26 protein-coding genes and 1 tRNA gene are annotated in these 25,993 nt (G+C 67.8%); 8 read left to right on the top strand and 19 right to left on the bottom strand.

The genetic code is table 11. The features are described 5' to 3' along the window. Nucleotides 1-121: 121 nt before the first annotated feature. From FHS98_RS13790 to FHS98_RS13780, 3 genes are all read right to left on the bottom strand, one after another. A complete protein-coding gene (locus FHS98_RS13790) occupies nucleotides 122-1,450 on the bottom strand; it encodes a tyrosine-type recombinase/integrase (RefSeq protein ID WP_167106082.1) in 1,329 nt (442 codons plus the stop codon). A gap of 198 nt (nucleotides 1,451-1,648) precedes the next feature. Beyond that, nucleotides 1,649-1,723, bottom strand: a tRNA-Gln gene (locus FHS98_RS13785). A 58-nt stretch (nucleotides 1,724-1,781) separates the two neighbouring features. Continuing rightward, a complete protein-coding gene (locus FHS98_RS13780; protein ID WP_167106079.1) occupies nucleotides 1,782-2,489 on the bottom strand; it encodes an HAD family hydrolase in 708 nt (235 codons plus the stop codon). Nucleotides 2,490-2,573: 84 nt separating this feature from the next. On the opposite strand from FHS98_RS13780, the gene FHS98_RS13775 reads away from it, so the two are divergent. Further along, nucleotides 2,574-3,065 carry a MarR family transcriptional regulator gene (locus FHS98_RS13775; RefSeq protein ID WP_167106077.1) on the top strand — a complete coding sequence of 164 codons (492 nt, stop codon included), beginning with the start codon at nucleotides 2,574-2,576 and terminating at the stop codon, nucleotides 3,063-3,065. Nucleotides 3,066-3,977: 912 nt separating this feature from the next. Here the strand turns inward: FHS98_RS13775 and proC are convergent. From proC to FHS98_RS13735, 8 genes are all read right to left on the bottom strand, one after another. Next, nucleotides 3,978-4,793, bottom strand: a complete 816-nt coding sequence (proC, locus tag FHS98_RS13770; protein ID WP_167106074.1) for a pyrroline-5-carboxylate reductase — start codon at nucleotides 4,791-4,793, stop codon at nucleotides 3,978-3,980. A 25-nt stretch (nucleotides 4,794-4,818) separates the two neighbouring features. Beyond that, entirely contained in the window at nucleotides 4,819-5,331 is a 513-nt protein-coding gene (locus tag FHS98_RS13765; RefSeq protein ID WP_019834331.1) for a type III secretion system chaperone family protein, read from the bottom strand. A gap of 102 nt (nucleotides 5,332-5,433) precedes the next feature. After that, entirely contained in the window at nucleotides 5,434-5,694 is a 261-nt protein-coding gene (locus FHS98_RS13760; RefSeq protein WP_167106071.1) for an accessory factor UbiK family protein, read from the bottom strand. A gap of 35 nt (nucleotides 5,695-5,729) precedes the next feature. Then, on the bottom strand, nucleotides 5,730-6,284 hold the full coding sequence (locus FHS98_RS13755) for a TspO/MBR family protein (RefSeq protein ID WP_167106068.1): 555 nt from the start codon (nucleotides 6,282-6,284) through the stop codon (nucleotides 5,730-5,732). Nucleotides 6,285-6,359: 75 nt separating this feature from the next. After that, nucleotides 6,360-7,115, bottom strand: coding sequence for a TlyA family RNA methyltransferase (locus tag FHS98_RS13750; protein ID WP_167106065.1), 756 nt, complete (start codon nucleotides 7,113-7,115; stop codon nucleotides 6,360-6,362). A gap of 406 nt (nucleotides 7,116-7,521) precedes the next feature. Then, the gene (gene dxs / locus FHS98_RS13745) at nucleotides 7,522-9,447 is read right to left on the bottom strand and encodes a 1-deoxy-D-xylulose-5-phosphate synthase (protein ID WP_167106062.1); all 1,926 of its coding nucleotides are present in this window, start codon (nucleotides 9,445-9,447) and stop codon (nucleotides 7,522-7,524) included. A gap of 80 nt (nucleotides 9,448-9,527) precedes the next feature. Then, nucleotides 9,528-10,028: a Fur family transcriptional regulator gene (locus FHS98_RS13740; protein WP_167106059.1), complete on the bottom strand. Its 501-nt coding sequence runs from the start codon at nucleotides 10,026-10,028 to the stop codon at nucleotides 9,528-9,530. Between the two features lie 10 nt (nucleotides 10,029-10,038). Continuing rightward, the gene (locus FHS98_RS13735) at nucleotides 10,039-10,479 is read right to left on the bottom strand and encodes a MerC domain-containing protein (protein ID WP_243848028.1); all 441 of its coding nucleotides are present in this window, start codon (nucleotides 10,477-10,479) and stop codon (nucleotides 10,039-10,041) included. Between the two features lie 120 nt (nucleotides 10,480-10,599). On the opposite strand from FHS98_RS13735, the gene FHS98_RS13730 reads away from it, so the two are divergent. The 4 genes from FHS98_RS13730 (at nucleotide 10,600) to FHS98_RS13715 (ending at nucleotide 13,440) form a co-directional block, all read left to right on the top strand. Then, the gene (locus FHS98_RS13730; protein WP_167106056.1) at nucleotides 10,600-11,679 is read left to right on the top strand and encodes a COX15/CtaA family protein; all 1,080 of its coding nucleotides are present in this window, start codon (nucleotides 10,600-10,602) and stop codon (nucleotides 11,677-11,679) included. A gap of 141 nt (nucleotides 11,680-11,820) precedes the next feature. Further along, nucleotides 11,821-12,300 carry a 50S ribosomal protein L13 gene (rplM, locus tag FHS98_RS13725; RefSeq protein WP_167106053.1) on the top strand — a complete coding sequence of 160 codons (480 nt, stop codon included), beginning with the start codon at nucleotides 11,821-11,823 and terminating at the stop codon, nucleotides 12,298-12,300. After that, on the top strand, nucleotides 12,300-12,830 hold the full coding sequence (gene rpsI, locus FHS98_RS13720; RefSeq protein ID WP_167106049.1) for a 30S ribosomal protein S9: 531 nt from the start codon (nucleotides 12,300-12,302) through the stop codon (nucleotides 12,828-12,830). The genes rplM and rpsI overlap by 1 nt, the downstream gene beginning before the upstream one ends. A gap of 94 nt (nucleotides 12,831-12,924) precedes the next feature. Next, nucleotides 12,925-13,440, top strand: a complete 516-nt coding sequence (locus FHS98_RS13715) for a GNAT family N-acetyltransferase (RefSeq protein ID WP_167106046.1) — start codon at nucleotides 12,925-12,927, stop codon at nucleotides 13,438-13,440. Between the two features lie 5 nt (nucleotides 13,441-13,445). Here FHS98_RS13715 and FHS98_RS13710 read toward each other — a convergent pair whose 3' ends face one another. The 8 genes from FHS98_RS13710 to FHS98_RS13675 form a co-directional block, all read right to left on the bottom strand. Further along, nucleotides 13,446-14,375, bottom strand: a complete 930-nt coding sequence (locus tag FHS98_RS13710; RefSeq protein WP_243848027.1) for a DUF2279 domain-containing protein — start codon at nucleotides 14,373-14,375, stop codon at nucleotides 13,446-13,448. A 319-nt stretch (nucleotides 14,376-14,694) separates the two neighbouring features. Further along, nucleotides 14,695-15,879 (bottom strand): JmjC domain-containing protein, encoded by a 1,185-nt coding sequence (locus FHS98_RS13705; protein ID WP_167106040.1) that lies wholly within the window; start codon nucleotides 15,877-15,879, stop codon nucleotides 14,695-14,697. 22 nt (nucleotides 15,880-15,901) lie between these two features. Further along, nucleotides 15,902-17,461, bottom strand: coding sequence for a peptide chain release factor 3 (locus FHS98_RS13700; protein WP_167106037.1), 1,560 nt, complete (start codon nucleotides 17,459-17,461; stop codon nucleotides 15,902-15,904). Then, entirely contained in the window at nucleotides 17,458-18,636 is a 1,179-nt protein-coding gene (locus tag FHS98_RS13695) for a S41 family peptidase (RefSeq protein ID WP_167106034.1), read from the bottom strand. Before FHS98_RS13695 ends, FHS98_RS13700 begins: the two co-directional genes overlap by 4 nt. Beyond that, nucleotides 18,633-19,538, bottom strand: a complete 906-nt coding sequence (locus FHS98_RS13690) for a hypothetical protein (protein ID WP_167106031.1) — start codon at nucleotides 19,536-19,538, stop codon at nucleotides 18,633-18,635. The genes FHS98_RS13695 and FHS98_RS13690 overlap by 4 nt, the downstream gene beginning before the upstream one ends. A 195-nt stretch (nucleotides 19,539-19,733) precedes the next feature. Then, nucleotides 19,734-21,674: a M1 family metallopeptidase gene (locus tag FHS98_RS13685; RefSeq protein ID WP_167106028.1), complete on the bottom strand. Its 1,941-nt coding sequence runs from the start codon at nucleotides 21,672-21,674 to the stop codon at nucleotides 19,734-19,736. Between the two features lie 171 nt (nucleotides 21,675-21,845). Then, complete coding sequence (locus FHS98_RS13680) at nucleotides 21,846-22,598, bottom strand: HAD-IIB family hydrolase (protein ID WP_167106025.1); 753 nt, start codon at nucleotides 22,596-22,598, stop codon at nucleotides 21,846-21,848. Between the two features lie 24 nt (nucleotides 22,599-22,622). Continuing rightward, nucleotides 22,623-23,396 (bottom strand): class II aldolase/adducin family protein, encoded by a 774-nt coding sequence (locus tag FHS98_RS13675; protein WP_167106022.1) that lies wholly within the window; start codon nucleotides 23,394-23,396, stop codon nucleotides 22,623-22,625. Nucleotides 23,397-23,542: 146 nt separating this feature from the next. Here FHS98_RS13675 and FHS98_RS13670 point away from each other — a divergent pair, with 146 nt between their 5' ends. From FHS98_RS13670 to FHS98_RS13660, 3 genes are read left to right on the top strand one after another with little or no spacing between them, the layout of a single operon-like run. Next, nucleotides 23,543-24,652 carry a DUF47 family protein gene (locus FHS98_RS13670; protein WP_167106120.1) on the top strand — a complete coding sequence of 370 codons (1,110 nt, stop codon included), beginning with the start codon at nucleotides 23,543-23,545 and terminating at the stop codon, nucleotides 24,650-24,652. A gap of 16 nt (nucleotides 24,653-24,668) precedes the next feature. Then, nucleotides 24,669-25,673 carry an inorganic phosphate transporter gene (locus FHS98_RS13665; protein WP_167106019.1) on the top strand — a complete coding sequence of 335 codons (1,005 nt, stop codon included), beginning with the start codon at nucleotides 24,669-24,671 and terminating at the stop codon, nucleotides 25,671-25,673. Nucleotides 25,674-25,675: 2 nt separating this feature from the next. Further along, a complete protein-coding gene (locus FHS98_RS13660; RefSeq protein ID WP_167106016.1) occupies nucleotides 25,676-25,993 on the top strand; it encodes a DUF167 domain-containing protein in 318 nt (105 codons plus the stop codon).

The following is a 25,993-nucleotide window of genomic DNA, read 5'->3' as shown; positions in this document are numbered from 1 at the left end:
GGCGCTGTAGCGCTTCCTCGTCGTCTTCATTCCCGTACCAATCCATCAGGTCGGGAGTAGCTTAACACCCTGTCCAGAAAACCGGCACCACCTCAGGGGGCGCACGATGGATCGAGCGAGCTCAGGCGACGGAAGAAGCTTCATCGAGCGCGTCCGGTCGCTCCCAGGGCAACAGGCGGGACACAGGCGGAGGAGTAATCTGCCGAAGCGCTTCGAGATCCGTAGTTCGTCCATTCATCCCGGCGCGCTCGGCTTCGTCGAGATAGTCGGCCCACCACTGCATCATCGGCCGCCGGTGCTGGAGATAGCGCGCGGCGTTATAGGCCGCCCGCACCCCTCGCGGCTGATGGGCGAGCTGGTGCTCGATCCAGTCGCCTTCGAAGCGACCGGTTTCGTTGAGGACCGTGCTGGCGAGACCCCGGAAACCGTGAACCGTCGCTTTTCCCCGAAGACCCATGCGGTACATGATATCGAGCATCCGGTTCTCGCTGATGACGAGCGAGTTCGAGCCCGCGACGGGAAAGAGAAATCGGCCAAACTTCATATTGCCGGCCTTCCGGAAGACGTTGAGGCCGTAAATCTCCTTCAGCAATCCCAGCGCCTGGCGCGGCAGGGGCACGAGATGCTCGGACCGCATCTTCATGCGCTCGGCGGGTATCCGCCACATCGGCTCGGGACCATCGAGATCCTCGAACTCCGACCACTCCGCAAAGCGGGTCTCCTGGGTGCGGACCATGGTGAGCATGGTCCAGCGCAGCGCCAGATGGCTGAGCCTGGCACCGCCATCTGCATTCAGTTTCACGAAAAAGTCCGGCAAGTCGCGGACGCTAACCTTCGCGCGGTGCTGGACGGCACGTGGTTTCGCCATGGCGGGCGCGAGGTCACGACAGGGATCGCTTTCGCATCGCCCATCGGGAATCGCGAAGCGGAAGATCTCGCTGACATGGTTCTTTACGCGATGCGCCATCTCGACAGCCCCTCGCGCCTCGATCTGGCGGACGGCATCCAGGATCATGCGGGGCGTGATCGCGCTGATCTCCATCTCGCCGAGCGCCGGGAAGATGTCGGCCTCCAGCCGCCCCATGACGAGGGCCGCATAGCGAGGAGACCAGCCGAGCTGGCGCGTCTGCGCCCATTCTCGCGCCACATCCTCGAATGAATTGGAAACGGCGGTCCGCAGAAGCTCCTTTTCCGCCTGTCGTTCAGCCGACGGATCGCGTCCGCGAGCCAGCTGCGCCCTGCAGGCATCGCGCCATGCACGCGCGGCCTTGAGACCGACGAGGGGATAGTGCCCGCCTGAGAGAAGCTTCTGTTTTCCGGCAAACCGATAGGCCAGCCGCCAGAACTTCTTCCCGTCGGACTGGACGAGAATGAAGAGGCCTCCGCCATCGGAACGCTTGTAGGATTTTAGTTCGGGCTTGAGCGCCTTCAACGCGATGTCTGTCAGCATAGCATTCGACCTCGAATCCCGTGCCCTCACGGGTTTGTTGGTAGGAGGCGAAATTCTACCAACAAATTGCCACTGCTGGCGTCGAGCTGCAAGAGGTCGGCCCGAGACAACCTGCGCCAGAACAGTCTGCAATCCGGGCGTTTTTGGCTGTTCCGGGGGACGTCGTGGCGCTGTCTGGGTCATGCTGAAACAGCGCGGTGGCTGGGGCGGCAGGATTCGAACCTGCGAATGCCGGTACCAAAAACCGGTGCCTTACCGCTTGGCGACGCCCCAATGTGCGCGCTCCCCTAGCGGAGCTTCGCGCCCGTGAAAAGCCCGGCCGCGCATCCCGTCAGATCCGGTGCGACGATCGCCCGATCAAGGCCCCCACCGCCGCCAGATCGGGCAGCACCGCCGTCGCCAGCGCCTCCGTCTCGGCGGTCGGCGGGATCAGGTCCGGCACGAGCAGCGCCATCATCCCCGCCGCCGCGCCCGCGCGCAGGCCGTTGGGCGAATCCTCCACCGCCACGCAATCGCGCGGATCGAGGCCGAGGCGCGCCGCCGCCAGCAGATAGGGCTCGGCATCCGGCTTGGGCCGCGTCACGTCGCTGCGCGTCACCACCGTCGCGAAGAAATCGAGGATGCCGGAATGCGCCAGCCGCTCCTCGGCGAAGGGGCTCGCGGTCGAGGTCGCGACCGCCAGCGGTAGGCCGGCCGCCTTCAGCGTCTCCAGCAACTCCCGCGCGCCGGGGCGGAAGGGCACGCCCGCGCGCCACATCGCATCGAAGCGCGCGTCGCCGTCGCGATAGAATTCCTCCATCGGGAAATCGGGGCCGAAATGGGCGAGCAGCGTCTGCGTGTTCACGTCGCGATGGACGCCGACCAGCTCGCGGAACAGCGCGTCGCTCAGCGTATGGCCGAGCGCGTCGGCCGCCGCCTGCATCGTGACGCGATGCACCGCCTCGGTGTCGAGCAGCGTGCCGTCCATGTCGAACACCACGGCGGCGACGGCCCGCGGCAGAGGGGCAAGCGGAACGGCGGACGGGGCAAGCGCGGTCAAGATCCGGCTCCTGATGAGGGGGCGCGGCCGGCCGGGCGGCTGGACGCTTGCGCACAGCTAGGGAGCGCGCCTAGGCAGGTCAACATGCCCGTTTCGCCGAGCCCCGCCTCTCCGCTGTTCCTGCGCGAAGCCGAGATCCGTCGCGGCGTCGAGCTGCTGTTCTTCGGCTATGGCCATCTGCTCCAGGCGGTGGACGAGCGGCTGGCGGCCGACGGGCTCGGCCGGGCGCATCATCGCGCGCTCTATTTCATCGCCCGCCAGCCCGGATTGACGGTGAGCACGCTGCTCGGCCTGCTCGGGATCACCAAGCAGTCGCTCGGCCGCGCGCTCAACGAGCTGACCGCGCGCGGGCTGGTCGAGACGCAGGTCGGCCGCGACGACCGGCGGCAGCGGCTCCTCAGGCTGACGCCCGCCGGCACCGCGCTGGAGGCGGAATTGTTCGGGATGCTCCGCTCGCGCCTCTCGGCCGCCTATGCCGAGGCGGGGCCGGCGGCGGTGGCGGGCTTCTGGCAGGTGCTGGAAGGGCTGGTGCCGCCCGCCGATCGGCCGATGCTGATGAAGCTGCGCGGAGGATAAGGTGGGCGGGCGAAGGCGGGTTTCGCCCAGTTGCAGACCTACGTTGCGCGGAGGTCCTGGCTGCATTTCGAACAGGAGCGGCGTGGCCAAGGATGGCTTATACCCACGAAACCCATTCGGGTTGTGAACGGGGAAGTTCGGCAAACGGGGCAACGAAACAGCCATAGCGAAACAGCGCCATGCGCGAGCCAAAACGCCATGCCCGGCAATGCGGCAACCATTCCCCAGCGACTAACAGGCCAGAATAGCCAGAGAGGGGTCGTGACGAACATCAGCAGGGTCCAGCCGGTAAACAACCATGCTTTTCGGTAGAGGGACATCGGCCGAGATTAGGTGAAAAGGTGATGACCGGCAATGTCCGCTTCCCACCAACTCCCGCCATACCAGACTTGCTCTTGACCATCCGCGCAGGCATCGACTGTGCAAACCACTGCCATAGCAACACTCTTGACGTGATAATCCAAATAGGTTATAAAGCACCCGTCTTCCGTACCCTTGGCCATGGTGCGGTGGATGAGGTTCGGTGAGATGTTCGCATCTTTCCGGGCGACCGGCGCGAAGTCATCCGGTTCAGCCGAAGCTTCGCAACTTTCCCTCAACGGCCACCGTGCAGGCTCCGTCCCGCCAACAGGACGTCCCCGGCACGGCCGCCTAACCCCAAGGGCGCACCGACGGGCGTGAACCCACGCCCCTCACGCTGCCCGCCCCCGCCGGGTGCATGGCGAAGGACGCGCCGGTCGCTTCCCCCTCGTGCTGCGAACGACGGGCGAAATGCGCCCGCAAATCCAACAGGCCTTCCCGCAGGACGCCCATTGCAGGGCGTGCCGTCGCCGATCCCGGCAAAACCGCGCGAGGCGCATCCGACCCCGTCCGTCATACACGGGCGAGCCCACCCGCAGGCCCCACGCGCCCTCAGCGCGCCGCGGCGGCCATTTCCTCGTTGCGATCGAAGGAGGCCTTCAGCACCGACGCCATCAGCCGGTCGAGCGCCGCGCCCTCGTCGAGGACGTTGAGGCCGGCGCGGGTCGAGCCGCCGGGGCTGGCCACGCGGTCGGCGAGCCGGGCCGGGTTCTCGTCCGATCCGGCCGCGAGCAAAGCCGCGCCCTCGACCGTCGCCAGCGCGAGCCGCGCGGCCTGCGCCTCGTCGAGGCCGAGCTTCGCGCCCGCCTTCGCCATCGCGTCGATGAAGCGGAACAGGAAGGCCGGGCCGCAGCCGGAAAGCGCGGTCGCCGCCCCGAACAGCGTCTCGTCGGGAATCCATTCGGTGAGGCCGAGCGGGCGGGCCAGCTCCTCCGCCTCGGCGCGGGTCGCCGCGTCGGTGCGGGCGTCGGCATGGAGCAGCGCCACGCCCTTGCCGATCGCGACCGGCGTGTTGGGCATCACGCGCACGATGCCGCGATGCCTGGGGAAGCGCTTCGCCAGCGATGCCACCTCGACGCCCGCCAGCACCGAGACGACCAGCGTCCCCTCGCCGACCATCGGGGCGAGCGCGGGCACGGCCTCGTCGAGCTTCTGCGGCTTCATCGCCAGCACCAGAACAGCGGGCATCTCGCCATCGGGCGGCGGGCTTTTCAGCACCTGCACGCCACCATCCACGGCCGCGCCGGAGGGGCGGATGACGAGCACGCGCGCCGCCTCCACGCCCGCGCCGAGCCAGCCGCGCAGCATCGCCCCGCCCATATTGCCGGCGCCCGCCAGCCAGATCGGGCCATTGCCTGCGATGGTCATGAAGTCTCTCCCGAAGGCGAGGCGCTCAGGCCTCGCCGCGCGTCTCGATCAGGGCGGCGGCGATCGCGTCGGCCGGCGACTTGTTGCCCCACAGCACGAACTGGAACACCGGATAGAAGCGCTCGCACTCGTCGATCGCGGTCTCGATCAGCGTCTCGGCCTGATCGAGCGACAGCACGCTCTCGCCATCGCCCTCGACCAGCGTCGCGTTGCGGTAGAGCGCGAGGCCGGACGCCGCCCACAGCTCGAAATGGCCGAGCCAGAGCTGCTCGTTGATGAGGCCGATCGTCTCATAGACCGCCAGCCTCTTGTCGGCGGGCACGCGGATGTCGGGCATGGCGAGGAACTGGAGGACGCGATCCTCCGGGCGCCACACGCCGCGCAGCTCGTACTGCGTCCAGCTTCCCTGCACGGTGGCGACGATCTCGTCGTCGCCCATGCGCTCGCACGTCCAGCCATGCGCCTGGAAATAGCTTTCCAGCATGTCGATCGGCGCACTCGCGTCGTTGTGCGCGTCCTCGAGATCGTCGAGATTCATCCTGGCCCCGCCCCTACCGCATCCGCCGCGGTACGCCAAGCTGTGACGGCCCGCACGGCTTACGGCAAGGGGCGCTTCCCACGAAAACTGTGGAGAAAAGGATCAGGCGCCCGCCCCGCCGGACAGCTTGGCTTCCAGCGCGTCGAGCCGGGCCTTGAGCTGATCGGCCTCGTCGCGCGCGGCGGCGGCCATCGCCTTCACGGCGTCGAACTCCTCGCGGCTGACGAAGTCCATGCCGCCGAAGAAGCCCTTGGCCTTCTCGCGGAACTGCGCCTCGGCCTCGCGGCCGGCGCCGGCGACGGTGCCCGCGACGCCGTTCATCAGCTTCACGACATCATCGAAGAAACGATTCTCGGACTGCATCTCAAAATCTCCCCGTGGAACGAACCCGCCCCGCATCAGAGCTGCACTTGGGCGCTCGACGCCGTCGGCGCAAGCGTCGCGGCGGCAGGATTGAGGATCTCGATCTCGTGATTGAGCCACGCCGCGAAGCACAGCCACGCCAGATAGGGCAGCATCAGCGCCGCCGCCCGGGGCCGCACGCGCGCGAAGGCCAGCACGGTCGCGACGGTCAGCACGATCATCAGCAGGATGATGGCGAAGGCGATCGTCACCTCGTGCGCGGCGAAGAAGGTGGGCGACCAGGCGAGGTTCAGCGCGAACTGCACGACGAACAGCGTGATCGCCACGCCTCGCCCGCCCGCGCCCCGCGCGGCGAGGACCATGGAGAGCGCCAGCCCGATCAGGATGTAGAGCAGCGTCCACGCCACGGGGAACGCCCAGCCCGGCGGCATCAGCGAGGGCTTGGCCAGCGCCGCGAACCACGGATTGCCGTAACCCGATCCGGCCGCCACGCCCGAAAGGATGCCGAGGAACAGGATCACCGGCACCGTGACGAGCGCCACCCGCACGAACGACATTCGAAGCTGCCCCGGCAGCGCCAGTTCACTCATCTCGTCACCCCTGGCCGCCAAGAGCGGCATATGCCCCGTTTCGGGACCATGGAGGTATCGACTTGGGACGCGCCGTCAACCGTCGCTGTCTCGAACCTGTTTCATTGCGGCAACGAGGAACTCGACATTTCCCTCCGGCCCGGTGATCGGGCTGGTGGTGACGCCCGCCACCGTCCAGCCGATCGAGCCGAGCCACGCGACCGTCTCGTCACACACACGGGCATGGACGGCCGGATCGCGCACGACGCCGCCCTTGCCCACCTCCTCGCGCCCCGCCTCGAACTGCGGCTTGATGAGCGCGGCGAGCCGCGCGCCCGACCTCGCCAGATCGAGCGCGGCGGGCAGCACCTTGGAAAGCGCGATGAAGCTCGCATCGCACACAATGAGATCGATCGGATCGGGGATATGCTCGGCGGTCAGATGGCGGGCATTCGTCCGCTCCAGCACCACCACGCGATCGTCGGAGCGCAGCTTCCACGCGAGCTGGCCATGGCCGACGTCCACCGCATAGACCTTCGCCGCCCCGCGCGTCAGCAGCACGTCGGTGAAGCCCCCGGTCGAGGCGCCGACATCCACCGCGACAAGGCCCGTCGCATCCCAGCCGAAATGGGTGAGCGCATGATCGAGCTTGAGCCCGCCGCGCGACACCCAGGGATGATCCCGCCCCTTCACCTCCAGCGGCGCGTCGGGCGGGAGCGGCTGGCCCGCCTTCTCCACCTTGCGATCGCCCGTATAGACCAGCCCGGCGAGGATCAGCGCCTGCGCGCGGGTCCGGCTTTCGGCGAGGCCGCGGTCGGTGACGAGCTGGTCGGCGCGGACGGTGCGGCTCATGGAACCGGCGGACTCCCTAAAATTGCAGTCCACGCAATCGCGCGGACATTACTCACACTTGTAATAAAGTTTCGTCGCTCATATCTGTCGCTTTGTCGCAGGGCAACGCCGCTCCCCCCTCCCTAGCCGTTGCCCTGCGCGTCCACACAAGGAAACACTCCATGCGTATGTTCGAAGGCGCGGCTCTGCTCGCGGCGATGGTGGGCGCTCAGGCGCTGGCGATCGGGACGATCCTGATCCACTGATCGCACCCATGACAAGGGACGCATAGCAGCTCCCTCCCGGCTCCGGCCGGATGTCCAAGCCGTCGTGGCCTCAGGCCCCGGCGGCTTTTTCATGTCCGCCGCCGCGATGCGGGGAAGTCCCGGCCCGCCATCCCTTGCGCGGGAGGCGGGCCGGGGAATGGTCAGGCGCGGGCCTCGCCGACGACGCCCACCGAATTGTGGCGCAGTGCCTTCAGCACGGTGTCCACCATCGCATCGGCGTCGAGCCGGGCCTCGGCATATTGCTTCTCGGGCTTGTCCTGCGCCTGGAAGATATCCGGCAGGCGCAGCGTGCGAATCTTGAGCCCCGCATCGACCAGCCCTTCGTCGGAGGCCAGCGTCAGCACATGCGCGCCGAGGCCGCCGACCGCGCCTTCCTCCACGGTGAGGACAACCTCATGCGTGGTGCAGAGCTTGCGGATCAGCTTGGCGTCGAGCGGCTTGGCGAAGCGCAGGTCGGCCACCGTGGTGGAGAGGCCCTGCGCGTCGAGGCGATCGGCCGCCTTCAGCGCCTCTTCGAGGCGCGTGCCGAGCGACAGGATCACCACCTTCTTGCCCTCGCGGACGATGCGGCCCTTGCCGATCTCCAGCTTCTGCGGCTTGGCGGGCAGCTCGACGCCGATGCCGTTGCCGCGCGGATAGCGCAGCGCGATGGGGCCGTCGTCATAGAGCGCGGCGGTGTGGACCATATGGACCAGCTCCGCCTCGTCGGCGGCCGCCATCACCACCATGTTGGGCAGCGTCGCGAGATAGGTGATGTCGAACGAGCCGGCATGGGTCGAGCCGTCGGCGCCGACCAGGCCGGCGCGGTCGATCGCGAAGCGGACCGGCAGGTTCTGGATCGCGACGTCATGGACCACCTGGTCATAGGCGCGCTGAAGGAAGGTCGAGTAGATCGCGCAGAACGGGCGCTGCCCCTGCGCGGCGAGGCCGGCCGCGAAGGTGACGGCGTGCTGCTCGGCGATGCCGACGTCGAAGGTCCGCTCCGGGAACTTCTGCTGGAACTTGTCGAGCCCGGTGCCCGACGGCATCGCCGCCGTGATCGCGCAGATCGTGCTGTCGCGCTCCGCCTCGGCAAGCAGGGCCTTGGCGAAGACGGCCGTATAGCTTGGCGGACCGGCCGGCCCCTTCACCTGCTCGCCGGTGATGACGTCGAACTTCTGCACGCCGTGATATTTGTCCGCCGCCTGCTCGGCCGGCGCATAGCCATGGCCCTTCTTGGTGACGACGTGGATCAGGATCGGGCCTTCCGCCGCGTCGCGCACATTCTCGAGCACCGGGATCAGATGGTCGAGATTATGGCCGTCGATCGGGCCGACATAATAGAAGCCCAGCTCCTCGAAGAGCGTGCCGCCGATCGCCATGCCACGGGCGAACTCGTCGGTCTTGCGCGCGGCGTCGGCGAGCGGACGCGGCAGGCGCTTGACCAGCTTCTTGGCGAGATCGCGCAGATTGAGGAACGGCGCCGACGACACGATGCGCGCCAGATAGGCGGACAGGCCGCCCACCGGCGGCGCGATCGACATGTCGTTGTCGTTGAGGATGACGACCAGCCGGTTGCCCGCCTGTTCGGCATTGTTCATCGCCTCATAGGCCATGCCCGCCGACATCGAGCCGTCGCCGATCACGGCGATCGCCTTGCCCGGCTTTCCGGCGAGCTTGTTCGCCACCGCGAAGCCCAGCGCCGCCGAGATCGACGTCGACGAATGCGCCGCGCCGAACGGATCATATTCGCTCTCGGCCCGCTGCGTGAAACCGGAGAGACCCCCGCCCTGCCGGAGAGTACGGATGCGGTCCCGACGGCCGGTCAGGATCTTGTGGGGATAGGCCTGGTGGCCGACATCCCAGATCAGCTTGTCTTCGGGCGTGTTGAATACATAATGCAGCGCGGTGGTCAGCTCCACCACGCCGAGGCCGGAACCGAGATGGCCGCCCGTCACGCCGACGACCGAGATCATCTCGGCGCGCAGCTCGTCCGCGAGCTGCCGGAGCTGCTCGGGCTTCAGGCGGCGCAGGTCGGCCGGGGTATCAACTTTGTCCAGTAAGGGGGTCACGGGGCGATCGGACACGAATAGCTCTCCTTGGACCGCACCGCTTACGCCAAGCGACGCGTCCTGTCGAACGGTGAAGAAACCTTAATATGCGGGTTTTAGGCGAGTGTGGCCGCCGCGCACGCCGCGCAACGCCCGCGAACCTCGATCACGGGACGCTCGGGAACGAAGCCAACCTTTTGAGCCGCCTCGCGAACCGGGCCGGCGGCGGCGTCGTTGTCGACATGGATCGCCTGCCCGCACCGGTCGCACACCAGGAAGATGCAGTCGTGCATACAGCCGGGGTGCGGATTGGCGATATAGGCGTTGGCGCTCTCGATCCGCTGGGCGAGATTGGTCGCCACGAACAGGTCGAGGATGCGATAGACGCTGTTGGCCGCGACCCGGCGCTCCTGCTCGCGCGAGAGCAGCTCGGTGATGTCATAGGCCGAGGCCGGCCGCTCCAGCCGGCTCAGGACGCCGAACACGGCCGAGCGGAGCGCGGTCCATTGCTCGCCCTTCGCTTCCAGCGTCGCCTGCGCGGCGGACGCCAAAGCGGCGCCATGATGATGCGCGTGCTTGTGGACGCGTGGGGATGTGGTGGCATGGGTTCCGGCCATGCCCGCCAAACTAGGCGTGGCGACGCCCCGCGACAAGGCCATGCCGATGCGCGCCGCGCCTGGCGTTGAGGCGATGCGCGAAGGCGAGCAGCACGACACCGGCCATGGTGCTGGCGATCTCCGGCAGCCCCTCGGCGCGGATCAGGCCGACCGCCATCAGCGCCAGCCCCGCCCCGCCGAGCAGCAACGGCCGCCAGTCGCGATGCGCGAGATAGCCCCGCCCCAGCGCCACCCCGCCGATCAGGATGGCGAGCGTGAAGCCCACCTCGTGCCAGCGCGGATTGGCCAGCGCCGCCCCGGCGGACGCCAGCGTCGCCGCCAGCAGCACGGTTGCGATACAATGCACGAGGCACAGGCTGGACAGCCCGATCGCCATGCGGTCGAGCCGGTCGATGCTGCGTTCGCGCTCCATGTCGGAGTCAGGCGGAGAGTCGGAGGGGGAAGTCGCCATGGCCGGCGATATGGCACCAATGTCACGATGATACAATATCTCATTTCGCGATGGATGCGACGGGACGAAGGGCGATAGCGGCATTGTCGACAGGCCCGGCCACGCGGTAAGGCCTTCGCCATGTCCGAAGCCCTGCCCAGTCCGCCGGCCCTGAAGCTGCCCGGCCGCCCCGCCGCCCCCCGCCCCGCCCCCCGCGCCTTCGGGGGCTGGCTGCTCGTCGTGGCGGCACTGGTGCTGGCGATCGTGATCGTCGGCGGCATCACGAGGCTCACCGAGAGCGGCCTGTCGATCGTCGAGTGGGATCCGATCCTCGGCACGATCCCGCCGCTCACCCAGGCGCAATGGCAGGCCGCGTTCGACGGCTACAAGGCCATCCCGCAATATCATGCCTTCAACACCGGCATGACGCTGGAGGGCTTCAAGCACATCTATTTCTGGGAATATCTCCACCGCCTGATCGCGCGTGGCATCGGCACGGTGCTGCTGGCGGTGCTGGCGGTGTTCTGGTGGCGGCGGGCGATTCCGAAGGGCTATGGCTGGCGCGCGGTGCTGATCTTCGCGCTGGGCGGGCTTCAGGGCGTGGTCGGCTGGTGGATGGTGTCCTCCGGCCTCGTCTACCGCACCGAGGTGAGCCATATCCGGCTGGCCATCCATCTGCTGACGGCGCTCCTGATCTACAGCTATCTGATCTGGACGGCGCTCGACCTTCTCGCCCTCGCCCGCGATCCCTCCGCCCGACCCGCGAAGCTGACAGGCCTCGCCGCCGTGGCGATCGCCATCCTCGCGATCCAGATCATGCTCGGGGCCTTCACGGCGGGCCTGCGCGCGGGCTACGCCTTCGCGACATGGCCCAAGATGGGCGAGGATTGGTTCCCCGCCGGCGGCTGGAACGCGGGCCAGAGCACGCTCCATAACCTCGTCTACAATCCGGTCGCGGTGCAGTTCGTCCATCGCTGGTGGGCATGGGTGGCGCTGGTCGCGGTGGTGATGGTCGCGCGTTTCGCCCGTCAGGCCGGCAACCGCCAGGCGGCCGCCGCCATCGTCGTCGCCGTGGTGGTGCAGATCCTGCTCGGCATCGCCACGCTGCTGACCGGCGTGGATATCCCGATCGCGGTGACGCATCAGGCAGTCGCCACCATCCTGCTCGGCACGCTGATCTGGGGCGGCCATGCGCTCGGACGGGAGCCGAAAGCCGCCTGATACGACCCGGTATTAAAATACCACTCGAAAAACCCCCGCGTTGCTTGACTTTTTCAGGGCGATTCGTCATTAGCCCCCTCCGTAGCGCCGCTCAGCGATGGGCGGCGCGCTGCGTTTCTCGCATATTCGGAGTTTGGGGCCATGAAGGCGCTCATGAAGACCACCAAGTCGGCGACGCCGTACACGGTGGAAAAGAAGTGGCATCTGATCGATGCCGACGGCCTGGTGGTCGGGCGCCTGGCCTCGATCGTCGCCAACATCCTGCGCGGCAAGCACAAGCCGAGCTTCACCCCGCACATCGATTGTGGTGACAATGTCATCATCATCAATGCCGACAAGGTGAAGTTCACCGGCAAGAAGCTGACCGACAAGGTTTATTACAAGCACACCGGCTATGCCGGCGGCATCAAGGAAACGACCCCGGCCAAGGTGCTGGAAGGCCGCTTCCCCGAGCGCGTGCTCGAGAAGGCCGTGGAGCGCATGATCCCGCGCGGTCCGCTGGGCCGCCAGCAGATGCGCAACCTGCGTATCTTCGCCGGCACCGAGCATGACCATGCCGCGCAGAACCCGGAAGTCCTCGACGTCGCGGCGATGAACCGCAAGAACAAGGTGGGCGCGTAATGTCCGACAATCGCCAGTCCCTTTCCGACCTCGCGTCGCTGACCGGCGCCGAGGCCCCGGCCGCCGCCGCCGTTTCGACCGGCACCGAGGGTTTCGTTCCCGCCGCCCCGACCGCTCCGCTCCGCGAGAAGCAGGTCGATGCGCTGGGCCGCGCTTATGCGACCGGCCGTCGTAAGGACGCCATCGCCCGCGTGTGGCTAAAGCCGGGCACCGGCAAGATCATCGTCAACGGTCGCGATCAGGAAGTCTATTTCGCCCGTCCGACGCTGCGTCTCGTCATCAACCAGCCGTTCGGCGTCGCCGGCCGTGAGGGCCAGTACGACGTGATCGCCACCGTCAAGGGCGGCGGTCTGTCGGGCCAGGCCGGTGCGGTGAAGCACGGCATCGCCCAGGCGCTGACCCGCTTCGAGCCGATCCTGCGTACCCCGGTCAAGCAGGCCGGCTTCCTCACCCGCGACAGCCGCGCGGTCGAGCGTAAGAAGTACGGCAAGGCGAAGGCCCGCCGCAGCTTCCAGTTCTCGAAGCGCTGATCCGCTTCGTCGAGCTGTTTGCCCGAGACAAGGGGCGGTCCGGCGATGGTCGGGCCGCCCTTTTCTTTTGCCCTTCTTTTCCGATGGAATGCCCATGACGACCGATGCCGTCCTCATCCGCCCCGCCACTCCGGCCGACCTCGGGCCGCTCCATGCGCTGGTGCAGCGTGCCTATCGCGGCGACAGCGCGCGGGCGGGCTGGACGCATGAGGCCGATCTGGTCGAAGGGCAGCGGATCGAGCCGGAGGCGCTGGCCGCGATCCTGAACCAGCCGGGCGAGCATCTGCTGGTGGCGACACGCGACACCGTGCTGATCGGCTGCGTGCAGGTGACCGATCGGGGCGAGGGCATCGGCTATCTCGGCCTGCTCGGCGTCGATCCGGGCTTGCAGGCGGCCGGCCTCGGCAAGCTCCTGATCGCGGCGGCCGAGCGCGAGGCCGTGACCCGCTTCGGCGCGCACATCATGGAGATGTCGGTCATCGAGCAGCGTGCCGAGCTGCTCGCTTATTACGAGCGGCGCGGCTATGCGCGCACCGGCGAGTTCCGCCCCTTCCCCATCCCGATGACGCCGCCGCTCCGCCTGACGGTGCTCGCCAAGCCGCTCGGCTAAACCGATTATTCGGATCGCACCGACGTATAGGGAAGCTGGATGTAGGTGAGCACCGAATGCGCCGCCTTCTCCGGCCAGCTATCGGGATGCTTGAACAGCAGCTCGTTCACATTGAGCCCGAGGCCGATGAACGGATGCCGCCGCGGCTCGTCGCCTCTCGCCCGCTCGCGGGGAGTGAAGCCGCTCGCATAATAGCCCAGCTCCAGATCGACGAAACGCAGCGGCGAGCGCTGGAAGGTCTCGAAACCGCCCAGTTTCAGCGCGAACAGGAATTTCTGCTGCCGGTAATGCTCCTTGCCCTCATAGGAGTAGAAATGGCGGTTGGGGGTGAGCAACAGCCGGAAATCCAGCTTGTCGGCGAGGCCCGGCACCGAGTTGCGCAGCACCGAGAAGCCCGCGCCCGCTATGTCGAACATCACATCCTGCATCGACCAGCCGCTGCTGTCCTCGAAACCGTCGTAGATCTCGCCATAGGCCTCGGCCGCGAGCGACAGCACGCCGGCGGTGAGCGCCGTCTGGAAGCCGGGGCCGGCCTTCCTTCTCAACCGCGAATAGAAGATGTCGGCGTAGAGATAGCTGTTGAAGGCATGGTCGGTCTTGTCGACGCCGACATTGTCGGTGTCGTGACCGAACAGGCCCTCGTCATGGAAGTGGAAGGACGAGCCATGGTGCAGATCCTTGGGCAGGTTCGCCACGGTCAGGAGGGCGATCGCCGTGGCGAACTCCCACTTCACCGCACCGACGCGCTTGCCGAACGTGTTGTAGCGCTCGGGATCGTAGGTCGGCCGCTTGGTCGGGCGGCTGTCCGCAGGGCCGTAGAGAGGGGTGCGATCGGCGGAAGCGATCTCGGTGCCGGCCGAGGCGATGCGTCCAGCCCAGTCGTCGTGGGCGGGAACGATGGTCAGTGGGGCGGGCGGACTATCGTCGGGCGGCATGGCCCGTGCATGAAGTGGGGCGGATACCGCCAGCCCCAGCATGGCGAGGGGGGGATACAGGCTCCGCCCATCGATCCATCCGCGGCGGCGACGACGGCCCAAACGCCATGACCGAACTCTTACCATAAACGCGCCCCGTCGATCCGAACTCCTGTCCCCCCGGTTCATTCGGATCGTCGGGATTCCGTGCCCGGAACGCCACGCGGCTCATCCATTCACCCGAATATCGATGCAATGGTGCAATAGATTCGCGGTTAATTCGAGTGCTTTAATTCCCCCTAATCCCTTGGGATAGAGCAGCTACGCGCTCCGTCCGGGGTCAGCCATGCCCGGCGGACTGTAGGAAGCCGCTCGTCATGAGGCGAGCCACCAGCGCGATGCGGATGTCGTCGGGAAGCCCGCCGGGGATGTCTCCGATGCGGAAGACGGGCGTCGCCGCAATGAACCGCAACGCCGGCTCGACGCCGCGATGGATGTTGATATGGCCGCCGGGCTGACAGAAATCGATCTGCTGGGGCGTCGCCAGCATATGGCATAGCGCCAGCGGATTGTGCCGAACTTCGGATGCCGCCGTCAGCGGCTCGACAGGCGGGGCGCCCTCCAGCCTCGCAAGCTGGCCGATCACGCGGGAGGAGCGCCGCTGCATCGCGCCCTCGAGGAAGCCGGGGGTACGGACATGGCGCGACAGACGCTCGAGCCCATCCCCGACCGCCTGCGACAACGCCGCCATGTCCAGCGGGCGGTCGATGCGGCCCAGCACCGTCTCCCGCAACGGACGGTCGAAATCGGAGAGATGATCGAGCGCCGCGATGATCGCCTCGCGCAGCGTCACCGGCAGGAAGCCGATCGAGAGATGCAGCGATTCCGATTGCGACTGCACCGTATGCGGCGTGCCGCGCGGGACATAGATCAGGTCGCCCGGCCCCATGTCGATGGTGCGGTGCTCGCCAAGCTGCGGCGGCACCTCGGCGATGTCACGCCAGCTATTGTGCAGGCTGGGCGGGGCGGCGGAGACATACCATTGCTTCCGCCCGACGAGCTGGATGACGATGATGTCCTTGTCGTCGTAATGCACCGGCGCGCGGGCCGCCTCCGCGCTCCAGAACAAGGAACACTCGACCGGCTGGTGGAGCATGAACTCCAGCGCGCGGGCGAAGCGTTGCAGGCCGGGCGCGAGCGGGATCACATCCGGCACGCGCACCGTATAGCCGACGTCATGGAAAGCCCCGATCGACGCGCGAAAGGCCTGCGGATCGGCCGCGGGGATGGCGCCGGGCGCCGGCCCGCGAGGTGCCTCGGCATGGCAGCCGAGGCGATCGGCATGGGTGGCGTGCGCCGCCAGCACCGTCTCCGCCGGATGATCGCCGAAAATCGCGCGGCGGGGATGCTGCGCACCACCGGGGACTTCCGCGAAGGAGCGGCCCATGATCTCGTCGAAAAAGCGATCGACCGGCAGCGGCGCCAGCACCTCCGCCAGGATCGATCGGGCTTCCGCGAGCTGCATGTCCCCTCCCCTTCGCGCGCCGTCAGGCCGAAGCGCGCTCGCGCGTCGCCGAGAAGCGGACATTGGGCGAACGCTCCGCCACATAGTTCACTTCCCACGCATCGCGGGCGAGGAAGACGGGCGCGCCGTCACGATCCTCGGCCATCGCTCCGCTGCGGCCCTCCATGAAGGCCTTGAGGTCGGCCGGGTTCTCGGCGGACACCCAGCGCGCCGTCTCGAAGGGGGCGGGCTCGAACTCGGCGGCGACGTTATATTCCGCCTGAAGCCTGGAGATCAGCACCTCGAGCTGGAGCTGACCCACCACGCCGACGATCCACTGCGAGCCGACCAGCGGCTTGAAGAGCTGGGTCACGCCCTCCTCCGCCATATCGACCAGCGCGGTGCGGAGCTGCTTGGTCTTGGTCGGATCGAGCAGGCGGATGCGGCGCAGGATTTCGGGCGCGAAGTTCGGGATGCCGGTGAAGGTGATCGCCTCGCCCTCGGTCAGCGTGTCGCCGACGCGCAGCACGCCGTGGTTGGGGATGCCGATGATGTCGCCGGGCAGCGCCGTCTCGGCCAGTTCGCGATCCTGCGCGAAGAAGAAGATCGGCGAGTTGATCGCGATCGTCTTGCCGGTCTGCACCTGCTTCAGCTTCATGCCGCGCTTGAACTTGCCCGAGCAGACGCGGAGGAAGGCAATGCGATCGCGGTGCTGCGGGTTCATGTTCGCCTGCACCTTGAAGATGAAGCCCGAGACATTGGGCTCGTCCGGCGTCACGGCACGCGGATTGGCCGGCTGCTGGCGCGGCGGAGGCGCGTGCTCGCCGATCGCGCCGATCAGCGCGTCCACGCCATATTCGCGGAGAGCCGAGCCGAAGAAGACCGGCGTCTGATCGCCATGGCGATAGGCCTTGAGGTCGAAATGGCCATAGCCGCCGAGCGCCAGCTCCGCCTCCTCGCGCAGCCGCGCCGCGCCCTCGGGCGAGATCAGCGTATCGAGGCGCGGATCGTCGAGACCGGTGAGTTGCTCGTCGGCCTTGTCGGGGCGCGAGAGGACGTTGGTGCGCAGATCGTACAGACCCTCATAGAGCCCGCCCATGCCGACCGGCCAGTTCATCGGCGTCACGTCGAGGGCCAGCTTGTCGGCCACCTCGTCGAGCAGGACGAAGGGATCGAGGCCTTCGCGGTCGACCTTGTTGACGAAGGTGACGATCGGCACCGAACGCAGGCGGCACACCTCGAACAGCTTGCGCGTCTGCGCCTCGATGCCGCGCGCCGCGTCGATCACCATGACGGCGGAGTCGACGGCGGTCAGCGTGCGATAGGTATCCTCCGAGAAATCCTCGTGGCCCGGCGTGTCGAGCAGGTTGAAGGTCAGGCCATCGCGCTCGAACGTCATCACCGACGACGTGACCGAGATGCCGCGTTGCTGCTCGATCTTCATCCAGTCCGAGCGGGCGCGGCGGTTGGCGCCGCGTGCGCGCACCTCACCGGCGAGATGGATCGCGCCGCCGGCCAGCAGGAGCTTTTCGGTCAGCGTGGTCTTGCCCGCGTCGGGGTGGGAGATGATGGCGAAGGTGCGGCGGCTGGCGGAGGGATTCATGGCCGCGCATGTAGCGTCTCGCGCGCCGAATGCGAAGGGGCGGCCACCAGATGCAGCGCGGCGGCCAGAACCGGGTCTCGACCGGCCTCCATCTCGGCGGGTGTGGTGCGGACCTGATGGACCGGCAGGAAGCCCACGCCCTCGATGCGTTTGCCGCCCGGCGTGCGGACGTCGAAGTCGGCGAGGCTCAACTGGCCGCCGTCGGGCAGATCCTCGATCGAGGCGCCGGTGAGCGCGCCGGAGGTGCGTTCGCCGACGCTCTCCGCCCGCCCCGATTCGGAGAGCAAGGCCGCCAGCGCCTCCGCCGCGCTCGCGCTGCGGGGGCCGACCAGCACCGCCATCGGCCCGGTGAAGCTGCGCCGGCCGGCACCCTCGATCGGCACCTTGTCCTCATGGCGGCGGTCGATGCGGCGGAGCAAAGTGTGCTTCTCGGCGAAGAACAGGCCGGCGACGCGGGCGGCCGTCTCCTCCTCGCCGCCGTCATTGTCGCGCAGGTCGAGGATCACGGCGGCGGGTTCCGGGCCGTCGCGCAGTTCGGCGGCGATGCGGCGGTCCTCGCGCGCATCGAAGCCGTCGAGCGTGATGAGCAGGATATCGCCCGCCAGCCGATGGAAGCGCACCGGCTCGTCCGGGGGCGCGGACGCGGCCACGAGGTCCAGCGCGCGCGGACGGCCGGCCACATCGTCGAAAACCAGCCGCGCCCGCTCGCCCTCGCTCGGATGACGATCGACATCGACCGGCCGCCCATCGATCGAGATCAGCCGCCAGCCGGCCTTCACCCCGGCCCGCGCAGCGGAGCTGCCCGGCGTCACCGCATAGACCAGCCAGCCGCCGTCCTGCTCATAGGAGGCGAAGCCGAAGCTCGCCTGCGCCTCGCCCGCATCGCGCGAGGCCTGATAGCGGACCTCGGCCGGCGGGATCGCGAAGACATGGCTGTCGCGGAGCAGGCCCAGCATCCGGTTGAGCACCGCGTAGAGCGCTCCTCCACCCTCGGCGGCCAGCGCTTGCGGGCGGAAGCGATCCCGCGCGGCGTCCCAGTCGACGCCGTGCAGCGCCGGATCCCAGTATCGGCGCTGGACGTCGGCCCATACCTTGTCGAACACCGCGCCATTGTCCGCCGGCGGCGGCGCGGCCGCGAGCAGCGTCAGTGCGGCGAGCGCGCGCCAACCCTTCATGCCGGCTTGCAGACGAGGCCGATCGCTCCCTCGTCCCGATAGACGCTGATGACCGGGCAGCGCCCGAGCAGGTCGCGCCCGAGGATCAGCGCCGGCCAGCCATGCTGAGGCGGGGCCGGCGCGTGACGGACGAGGATGTCGCCCGTGGCCTTCTCCCGCGGCAGCTTGCCGCTCCCCTCGAAATCGGCGAGCCGCACCGCGACGCGCGCGAGCTTGAGGCCCAGCGGCAGGGCCGGCCGGCTCAGCACCATGTCGCGGACCTGCCGGTTGACCCCGAAGGCGACCACCGCCTGCCGCGCCTGTCCCTCGAAATGGCCGCCATAGACGCCCGCGAGGATCGCCGCCGCCGAGGCGGTCGCCAGCGTCTCCGGCGCATCGGGCGCGAGGACGACATGCACCGTCGACTTGCCCACCCGCCACGGAATGCTGAGCCCGCTCTCGGCATTGTTCTCGGCCGGGAAGCGCCGTTCGCCCTCGCCGTCGCCCTGCCCGAAGCGCACCACCGACCAGGGCAGTTCCGCCGCCCCGATCGCGCCCTCATGCCCCCGGCAGCAGGGGCCGTCATGCACCGACATCGCGCGCGGCGTCACCGTTCCCGCGATCGCCACCTCGCCCGCCGCCTGACGGAAGGGCACGCGGACGCGCCCGACCTCCTCATAGCCGCCCGGCTTCCACGGCAGCGGCACCTTCTCGGCGAAGGGCGGCGCGAGATAGACGCCCTGATCCAGCACCACCGCGAGCTTCGCCGGCACGCCCGCCACGGTCGCGTCGACGACCGGATCGGTGCGGTCCAGCGTCACCGTGCCGAGATCGGGCGGCGGAGGAGGAGGAGGCCGGCGCGCGCCGAGCGGTGCGCCAAGCAGCAAGGCGGCAAGGATCAGCGGACGCGCAGATCGAAACATGGAGCCCCCAACGCACGAAACCCGTTTCGGAGGCATGATGGGTGACGAATGGCAGGGCGGCGCCATCTCCCCCTTCGTTGCCATCCTGACGAACGTCAGGATCCAGAGCCGCAGGCGATATCGCGTGAGGCCCTGGATCCCCGATCAAGTCCGGGATGACGAAAGAAGGGAACGAACGCGGGAGACGAGCCCCCCTCAGGGCCGCGCGGTCATGCGGTTGTTGCTCCGGTCATGATCGGGCAGCTTGTGATCCGGGTCCGCCTCCGCCGCGACGACCTTCTTGCCCGCAGGCACCGGCACAGTGGCCGCCGTCTGACGAATCCACGTCTCGGCGGGCAGGCGGATGTCCTGATGGCCGCCGTCGGCGAAGCTCACGCGCAGCGTCACCGGCATCACCAGCGGATCGCGGTTCTCCACCGTCACCAGCGTGCGGCCATCCCTGGCGGATGCGATCTTCGTCACCGCGACATCATAGGTGGAGTTGGTGGCGTACCAGCCACGCCACCACCAGCTCAGATCCTCGCCCGTCTCGCTCTCCATGAAGCGGAAGAAGTCTGCGGGCTTGGGATGCCGGAACGCCCATGTCGCGATGAAGCGGCGGAAGGCGGGATCGAAGCGCTCCGGCCCGAGGATCTCCTCGCGCAGCAGCACGAGGCCGAGCGCCGATTTGAAGTAGGTGACGGGGTGGCGATATTTCTCGATCACCGTGTCCGCGCGGCTCAAGATCGGCGGAGCCTGCGGGTCGGCGAGGATGGGCAGGATCTCGTCCACCGGATTGCCGCCGCCCGGCGCATATTCGCTGTCCCGCTTGGGGGCGAACTCGCCACGGTTGAAATCCTCGCTCTCGAAGATGTCGATGAAGGTGTTGAAGCCCTCGTCCATCCACGCGTCGCGGCGCTCGTCGAAGCCGACCATCATCGGGAACCAGCTATGCCCGATCTCGTGCGCGGTGATCCAGAAGAGCGGCGCGTCCTTGTCCTCGATGCCGTCGAAGACGATGCCGGGATATTCCATGCCCGATGCCGGCCCCGCGATGTTGATCGCCGCCGGCCACGGATAGGGATGCCAGCGCGCCGACATCTTCTCGACCGTGTCCTTCACATATTGGGTCGAGCGGTCCCACGCGTTGGAGCCGACGCTCTCGGCCGGATAATAGGACATGGCGAGCGAGGTCTTGCCGCCCGGCAGGTTGATCCGCGCCGCGTCCCACGCGAACGCATCCGACGCCGAGAAGGCGACGTCGCGGCTGTTCGGCATCCGGTAGTGCCACGTCTTCGTGCCCGTCTTCGGACGCTCGGAGGCGATCTCGGCAGGGGCGACGATCTTCACGGTCGCATCGCTCGTGGCGGCCTTCGCGAGGCGTTCCCGCTCGCGCGCCGTCAGCACCTCGTCCGCGTTCTGAAGCGCGCCCGAGCCTGCGACGATCATCGTGGACGGCACCGTCACCCAATAATCGAAGTCGCCATATTCGAGGTAGAATTCCTGCGCGAGGTAGGGGAGCGTGTCCCACCCGCGAATGTCGTCATAGACGGCCATGCGCGGATACCATTGGGCGAGATCGTAAATCTCCCCGCCCTTCACCTTGCCCCACGCCATCCGCCCGCCAAAGGCGCCGGGAATATTGAAGCGATAGCGGACGTGGAGGGTGAGCTTCCCGCCATGCCCGGCGAGCGGCGCCGGCAGCGTCACCTGAAGGCGGGTGTCGCTCTCCACCGTCTGGGCGGCGATGCGGCGGCCGCCCTGCTCCACCTCGACGCTCTCGATCGTGTAGCCGTCGGTGAAGCCCTCGCCCCGGCGCGGGGAAGCGCCGTCGGCGGCATGGCTGCGCGAGTTCGGACGGTACATGTTCTGGTCGAGCTGGAGCCAGAGCACGTCCAGCGTGTCGGGGCTGTTGTTGGTGTAGGCGATCGCCTCCTCGCCAGCGAGGCTGTGCGCCTTCGGATCGAGCGTGGCGTGGATCTGATAGTCGGCGCGGTTCTGCCAGTAGGACGGCCCCGGCTGGCCGCTGCCCGAACGATAGGCGTTGACCGGCGTCGGCATCGCGAACGGCGCGAAGGCGGCGTGGGGATCATAGCCGGCGGCCAGCGCCGACGATCCCAGCAACGCAACAGACAGCAACGGCAACGACTTGCGCATGAACCACCCTCCGCAACGAACCGCACGCTCGTGCAACAGGATCGTCATGGATGCGAGGGGAAATTGGGCGGCCCACGACTTTCGAACCCCTCCGTCATCCCGGATCAAGTCCGGGATGACGGAGGGAAGAGATCGGAGAACTGCGGGAGGGGGCGGGATGACGAGGATGACTTAGCCGAGGCAGAAGATACAGGCCTCGATCGCCCGCTTGGTCTCCGCGATCGAGCCCACCGCCACCGTGTCCACTCTGGCCTTGTCGGGCACGGGCCAGTCGTTGCCGCCGGGATAGACCGCGTCGCCCATGAAGACCATCTCCGCCTTGGCGATGCCCGACGCCTCGGCCAGCTTCCCGATGCCATAGGCCTTGTCGACGCCCTTGTGGGTGACGTCGATCGAGGTCGATCCGCCGATGTTGATCGAGAGGTCCGGCAATTCCCTCTGGGCGGCCTTCTGCATCGCCTCGCGCTTGCGGCGGTTCGGATCCCACGCCTTCTTGGCATCGAGCGGCGCCTCCTGCCCCAGGCCCGAGAAGGTGATCTGGCTGCCGCGATCCTCGATCTGCGGCCCCCACGTCTTCTCGCCCTTGAAGCCGGCTTCCTCCACCGCCTTGTCGAGCGCCTTCAGGATGCGATCCCGCTCCGCATCGGAGAAATCCTCGGCATAGACCGCTTTCCACGCGCCCTCGACAAAGCGGTAGAGCTTGGTGCCGGAGGTCGGCATGATCCACAGCCGCTCCAGCCGGGCATCATCGGGGAGCCGGTCCACCACCTGCGTCCTGAACTGCGGCCAGTCGCCGCCCGAGATCACGCAAACCTCCGCCACGCCCGTCAGCCGGGCGAGCAGCCCCGCCATCTCGGCATCCACCGCCTGCTTGCTCTCGGCCAGCGTGCCGTCGAGATCGAATGCGATCAGCTTCTTCGTCATGCGCGGCCTCCTGTTCGGAAGCGACTACTCCCGAAAGGACGGATCGATCCGATCCAGCTTCCGAAGCAGCGCCGGCCACGCCAGCATGTCGGCGCCCATGCGGGTGGTCTGGGGGTTGGTCTGCTGCGCTACCTTCTCGGGCGTGCCCTGCGGCGGGTTGCAGAGCCCATCCCGCCCGGCCGACAGCATATGCACCTGCGCCTCGCACGCGCGCTCGAGGAAATACATGCGCAGGAAGGCGTGCCCGATCGTCTCGCCGACGGTCAGCGTGCCATGGTTGCGCAGGATCATCGCGCATTTGTCGCCAAGGTCCGCGACCAGCCGCTCGCGCTCCTCCAGGTCGGTCGCGATGCCCTCATAGTCGTGATAGGCGAGTTCGTGCGCCGCGATCATCGCGGTCTGGGTGTGGGGCAGCAGCCCCTCCGTCATCGCCGACACCGCCTGCCCGTAAGGCGTGTGAAGATGCAGCACCGCCTTCGCATCGTCCCGCGCCATGTGGATGGCGGAATGGATCACGAAGCCCGCCGCGTTCACCATCGCCGGCCCCATCACCGGCTTGCCCTCCATGTCGATCTTCACCAGCGACGAGGCGGTGATCTCCTCGAACATCAGATTGTAGGGGTTGATGAGGAAATGATGCTCCGGCCCCGGCACGCGGACGGAGAGATGGGTGAAGATCAGATCGTCCCAGCCATAGAGCGCGACCAGTCGGTAGGCCGCCGCCAGATCGACTCGGATCGCCCATTCCTCGGGCGCAACCTGATCGCGAACGTTATGCTGCACGGCCGCCGTTGCCATTTCGCTCTCCTTTTCGGGCCGGTCTCCGCCGATATTGGCCCATCATAGGATGGCGAGGCGGCACATCAAACCATTGATGGGCTTGCCTCAGGCACGCACATATTGTTTGAGCCCCACGTTACAGTTCCGTGTCCTGGAGACAGACGATCCGTCAGGTAGCCGCCCTTCCCTATCGCCCCGAAGCCGACGGCAACATCCGCGTGATGCTCATCACCTCGCGCGAGACGCAGCGCTGGGTGCTGCCCAAGGGCAATCTGATAAAGGGCCTGCGCGCGCACGAGGCGGCCGCGCAGGAAGCGTATGAGGAAGCCGGCGTGGAAGGCATCGCCTGCCCCACGCTGATCGGCAGCTATACCTATGCCAAGCGCCGCAAGACGGGGCTGATGCGCACCGTGGCGGTGGACGTGTTCCCCTTCGCGGTGACGGGCCAGGCCGACGAATGGCCCGAGCAGGACGAGCGGACCACCGCCTGGTTCACGCTCCCCAACGCGGCGGCGGCGGTCGACGAGCCGGAACTGAAGGCCATCATCGCGGGCTTCCGGGATCCTCTCCCCACACCCGGTCTGACCGACCGCGTGCCCGCGATGAGGGAGGAAATCGGAAGGAAAATCCCCGTGCTACGCTGGTTCCAGTCGCTCATGCCCAAGCAGGGCCGCTTCTTCGAACTGTTCGAGGCCCATTCGCAGACGCTGGTCGCCGGCGCCGACGCGCTCGCCCGCCTGATGCAGGGCGGCCCCGACCTCCATGCCCATATCCGCGAGATCGTGATGCAGGAGGATCGCGCCGACACGATCGCGCGCGACGTGCTTCAGGATGTCCGCCGCACCTTCGTCACCCCGTTCGACCGCTCGGCCATCACCGGGCTCATCGGCGTAATGGACGACGCCATCGACCAGATGAACCAGACCGCCAAGGCCGTCGCCCTGTTCGAGGTGCAGGAGTTCGCCCCCCACATGCGCGACATGTCGGGCATCATCGTCGAGGCCGCGCGCGTCACCGCCGAGGCGATCCCGCTGCTGCGCTCGCTCGCCGCCAATGCGGGCCGCCTGCATACGCTGACCGAGCGGCTGATCGAGCTGGAAGGCCACGCCGACGAAATCCACGACGCCGGCCTCAAGGCCCTGTTCAAGGCGTCGCGCGAGCATCCGATGGACTTCGTGGTCGGGCAGGAAATCTATGCCCATCTCGAAAAGAGCGTCGACCGCTTCGAGGATGTCGCGAACGAGATCCAGGGTCTCGTGATCGACCACGCCTGACCGGCCGGCCGCCCCGATGCATATCGCCACCCTGTCCTTTCCGGTGCTGGTCGCGCTGATCGTCGTCGCGCTCGCGTTCGATCTGCTCAACGGCCTGCACGACGCCGCCAACTCGATCGCCACCGTGGTGTCGACGCGCGTGCTGAAGCCGCATTACGCCGTCGCCTGGGCGGCCTTCTTCAACTTCATCGCCTTCCTCTTCTTCGGCACCCATGTCGCGACGACGGTGGGCACCGGCATCGTCGGATCGAGCATCATCGACGCGCAGGTGATCTTCGGCGCGCTGATGGGGGCGATCATCTGGAACATCATCACCTGGGTGATGGGCATCCCCTCCTCGTCGAGCCACGCGCTGGTCGGCGGGCTGATCGGCGCGGGCACGGCCAAGGCGGGCCTTTCCGCCGTGGTGTGGGGCGGCGTCATCAACACCGCGCTCGGCATCGTGCTGTCGCCGGCGCTGGGCCTCGTGCTGGCGCTGGTGCTGGTGCTGATCGTCGCCTGGGCCTCGGTCCGCTCGACCCCGCTCCAGGTCGACCGCCGCTTCCGCAAGCTCCAGCTCGTCTCGGCCTCACTCTATTCGCTCGGCCATGGCGGCAACGACGCGCAGAAGACGATGGGGATCATCGCCGTGCTGCTCTATTCGCAGGGGATGCTCGGCCCGACCTTCCATGTGCCGCTGTGGGTGGTGCTCGCCTGTCAGGCGGCGATGGGCATCGGCACGATGGCGGGCGGCTGGAAGATCGTCCACACCATGGGCTCCAAGATCACCCGCCTCACCCCGCCGCAGGGTTTCTGCGCGGAAACCGGCGGCGCGCTGACGCTGTTCATGGCGACGCATCTCGGCATCCCGGTCTCGACCACACACACCATCACCGGCGCGATCGTCGGCGTCGGCGCGTCGCGGCGGATGTCGGCGGTGCGGTGGAACGTCGCGTCCAGCATCGTCGTGGCGTGGGTGGTGACGATCCCGGCGGCGGCGCTGGTCGGCGCGCTGTTCTACTGGCTGACCCAGCTCTTCTGAGCATGACGCCCGCGCCCTTCTCCACCGATGTGGAGGGCGTCACGCTCGCGGTGCGGCTGACCCCCAAGGCGGCGCGGGATGCCTTCGGCGAGGTTCTGGCGTTGCCCGACGGACGCTCGGCGCTGGCCGTCCGCATCGCCGCGCCGCCGGTCGAAGGCGCCGCCAACGCCGCGCTGATCGCCTTCCTCGCGAAACAGCTCGGCGTCAGGAAGGCCGATGTCGCGATCCGCTCGGGCGAGGCTTCGCGACTCAAGATCATCCGGGTTAGAGGCGACGGCCCCGCGCTCGCCGCGCGGCTCGCATCGCTCTGCCCCGCCTGA

This window comes from Sphingomonas oligoaromativorans (genome assembly GCF_011762195.1).
In the GTDB taxonomy this organism is placed as follows: domain Bacteria; phylum Pseudomonadota; class Alphaproteobacteria; order Sphingomonadales; family Sphingomonadaceae; genus Solisphingomonas; species Solisphingomonas oligoaromativorans.
Note: the sequence above shows the minus strand (reverse complement) of the source record. Positions and strands in the feature narration are given on the sequence as shown.

What these genes read in the sequence shown, in the direction of transcription:
- FHS98_RS13690 (WP_167106031.1), bottom strand. Translation starts at nt 19,538, where the DNA reads ATGTTTCGATCTGCGCGTCCGCTGATCCTTGCCGCCTTGCTGCTTGGC.
- FHS98_RS13730 (WP_167106056.1), top strand. Translation starts at nt 10,600, where the DNA reads ATGTCCGAAGCCCTGCCCAGTCCGCCGGCCCTGAAGCTGCCCGGCCGC.
- FHS98_RS13705 (WP_167106040.1), bottom strand. Translation starts at nt 15,879, where the DNA reads ATGCAGCTCGCGGAAGCCCGATCGATCCTGGCGGAGGTGCTGGCGCCG.
- FHS98_RS13715 (WP_167106046.1), top strand. Translation starts at nt 12,925, where the DNA reads ATGACGACCGATGCCGTCCTCATCCGCCCCGCCACTCCGGCCGACCTC.
- FHS98_RS13750 (WP_167106065.1), bottom strand. Translation starts at nt 7,115, where the DNA reads ATGAGCCGCACCGTCCGCGCCGACCAGCTCGTCACCGACCGCGGCCTC.
- FHS98_RS13735 (WP_243848028.1), bottom strand. Translation starts at nt 10,479, where the DNA reads ATGGCGACTTCCCCCTCCGACTCTCCGCCTGACTCCGACATGGAGCGC.
- FHS98_RS13695 (WP_167106034.1), bottom strand. Translation starts at nt 18,636, where the DNA reads ATGAAGGGTTGGCGCGCGCTCGCCGCACTGACGCTGCTCGCGGCCGCG.
- FHS98_RS13790 (WP_167106082.1), bottom strand. Translation starts at nt 1,450, where the DNA reads ATGCTGACAGACATCGCGTTGAAGGCGCTCAAGCCCGAACTAAAATCC.
- FHS98_RS13755 (WP_167106068.1), bottom strand. Translation starts at nt 6,284, where the DNA reads ATGAGTGAACTGGCGCTGCCGGGGCAGCTTCGAATGTCGTTCGTGCGG.
- FHS98_RS13775 (WP_167106077.1), top strand. Translation starts at nt 2,574, where the DNA reads ATGCCCGTTTCGCCGAGCCCCGCCTCTCCGCTGTTCCTGCGCGAAGCC.
- proC (WP_167106074.1), bottom strand. Translation starts at nt 4,793, where the DNA reads ATGACCATCGCAGGCAATGGCCCGATCTGGCTGGCGGGCGCCGGCAAT.
- FHS98_RS13700 (WP_167106037.1), bottom strand. Translation starts at nt 17,461, where the DNA reads ATGAATCCCTCCGCCAGCCGCCGCACCTTCGCCATCATCTCCCACCCC.
- FHS98_RS13665 (WP_167106019.1), top strand. Translation starts at nt 24,669, where the DNA reads ATGCATATCGCCACCCTGTCCTTTCCGGTGCTGGTCGCGCTGATCGTC.
- FHS98_RS13760 (WP_167106071.1), bottom strand. Translation starts at nt 5,694, where the DNA reads ATGCAGTCCGAGAATCGTTTCTTCGATGATGTCGTGAAGCTGATGAAC.
- FHS98_RS13710 (WP_243848027.1), bottom strand. Translation starts at nt 14,375, where the DNA reads ATGCCGCCCGACGATAGTCCGCCCGCCCCACTGACCATCGTTCCCGCC.
- FHS98_RS13675 (WP_167106022.1), bottom strand. Translation starts at nt 23,396, where the DNA reads ATGGCAACGGCGGCCGTGCAGCATAACGTTCGCGATCAGGTTGCGCCC.
- FHS98_RS13740 (WP_167106059.1), bottom strand. Translation starts at nt 10,028, where the DNA reads ATGGCCGGAACCCATGCCACCACATCCCCACGCGTCCACAAGCACGCG.
- FHS98_RS13680 (WP_167106025.1), bottom strand. Translation starts at nt 22,598, where the DNA reads ATGACGAAGAAGCTGATCGCATTCGATCTCGACGGCACGCTGGCCGAG.
- FHS98_RS13685 (WP_167106028.1), bottom strand. Translation starts at nt 21,674, where the DNA reads ATGCGCAAGTCGTTGCCGTTGCTGTCTGTTGCGTTGCTGGGATCGTCG.
- FHS98_RS13765 (WP_019834331.1), bottom strand. Translation starts at nt 5,331, where the DNA reads ATGAATCTCGACGATCTCGAGGACGCGCACAACGACGCGAGTGCGCCG.
- rplM (WP_167106053.1), top strand. Translation starts at nt 11,821, where the DNA reads ATGAAGGCGCTCATGAAGACCACCAAGTCGGCGACGCCGTACACGGTG.
- rpsI (WP_167106049.1), top strand. Translation starts at nt 12,300, where the DNA reads ATGTCCGACAATCGCCAGTCCCTTTCCGACCTCGCGTCGCTGACCGGC.
- FHS98_RS13660 (WP_167106016.1), top strand. Translation starts at nt 25,676, where the DNA reads ATGACGCCCGCGCCCTTCTCCACCGATGTGGAGGGCGTCACGCTCGCG.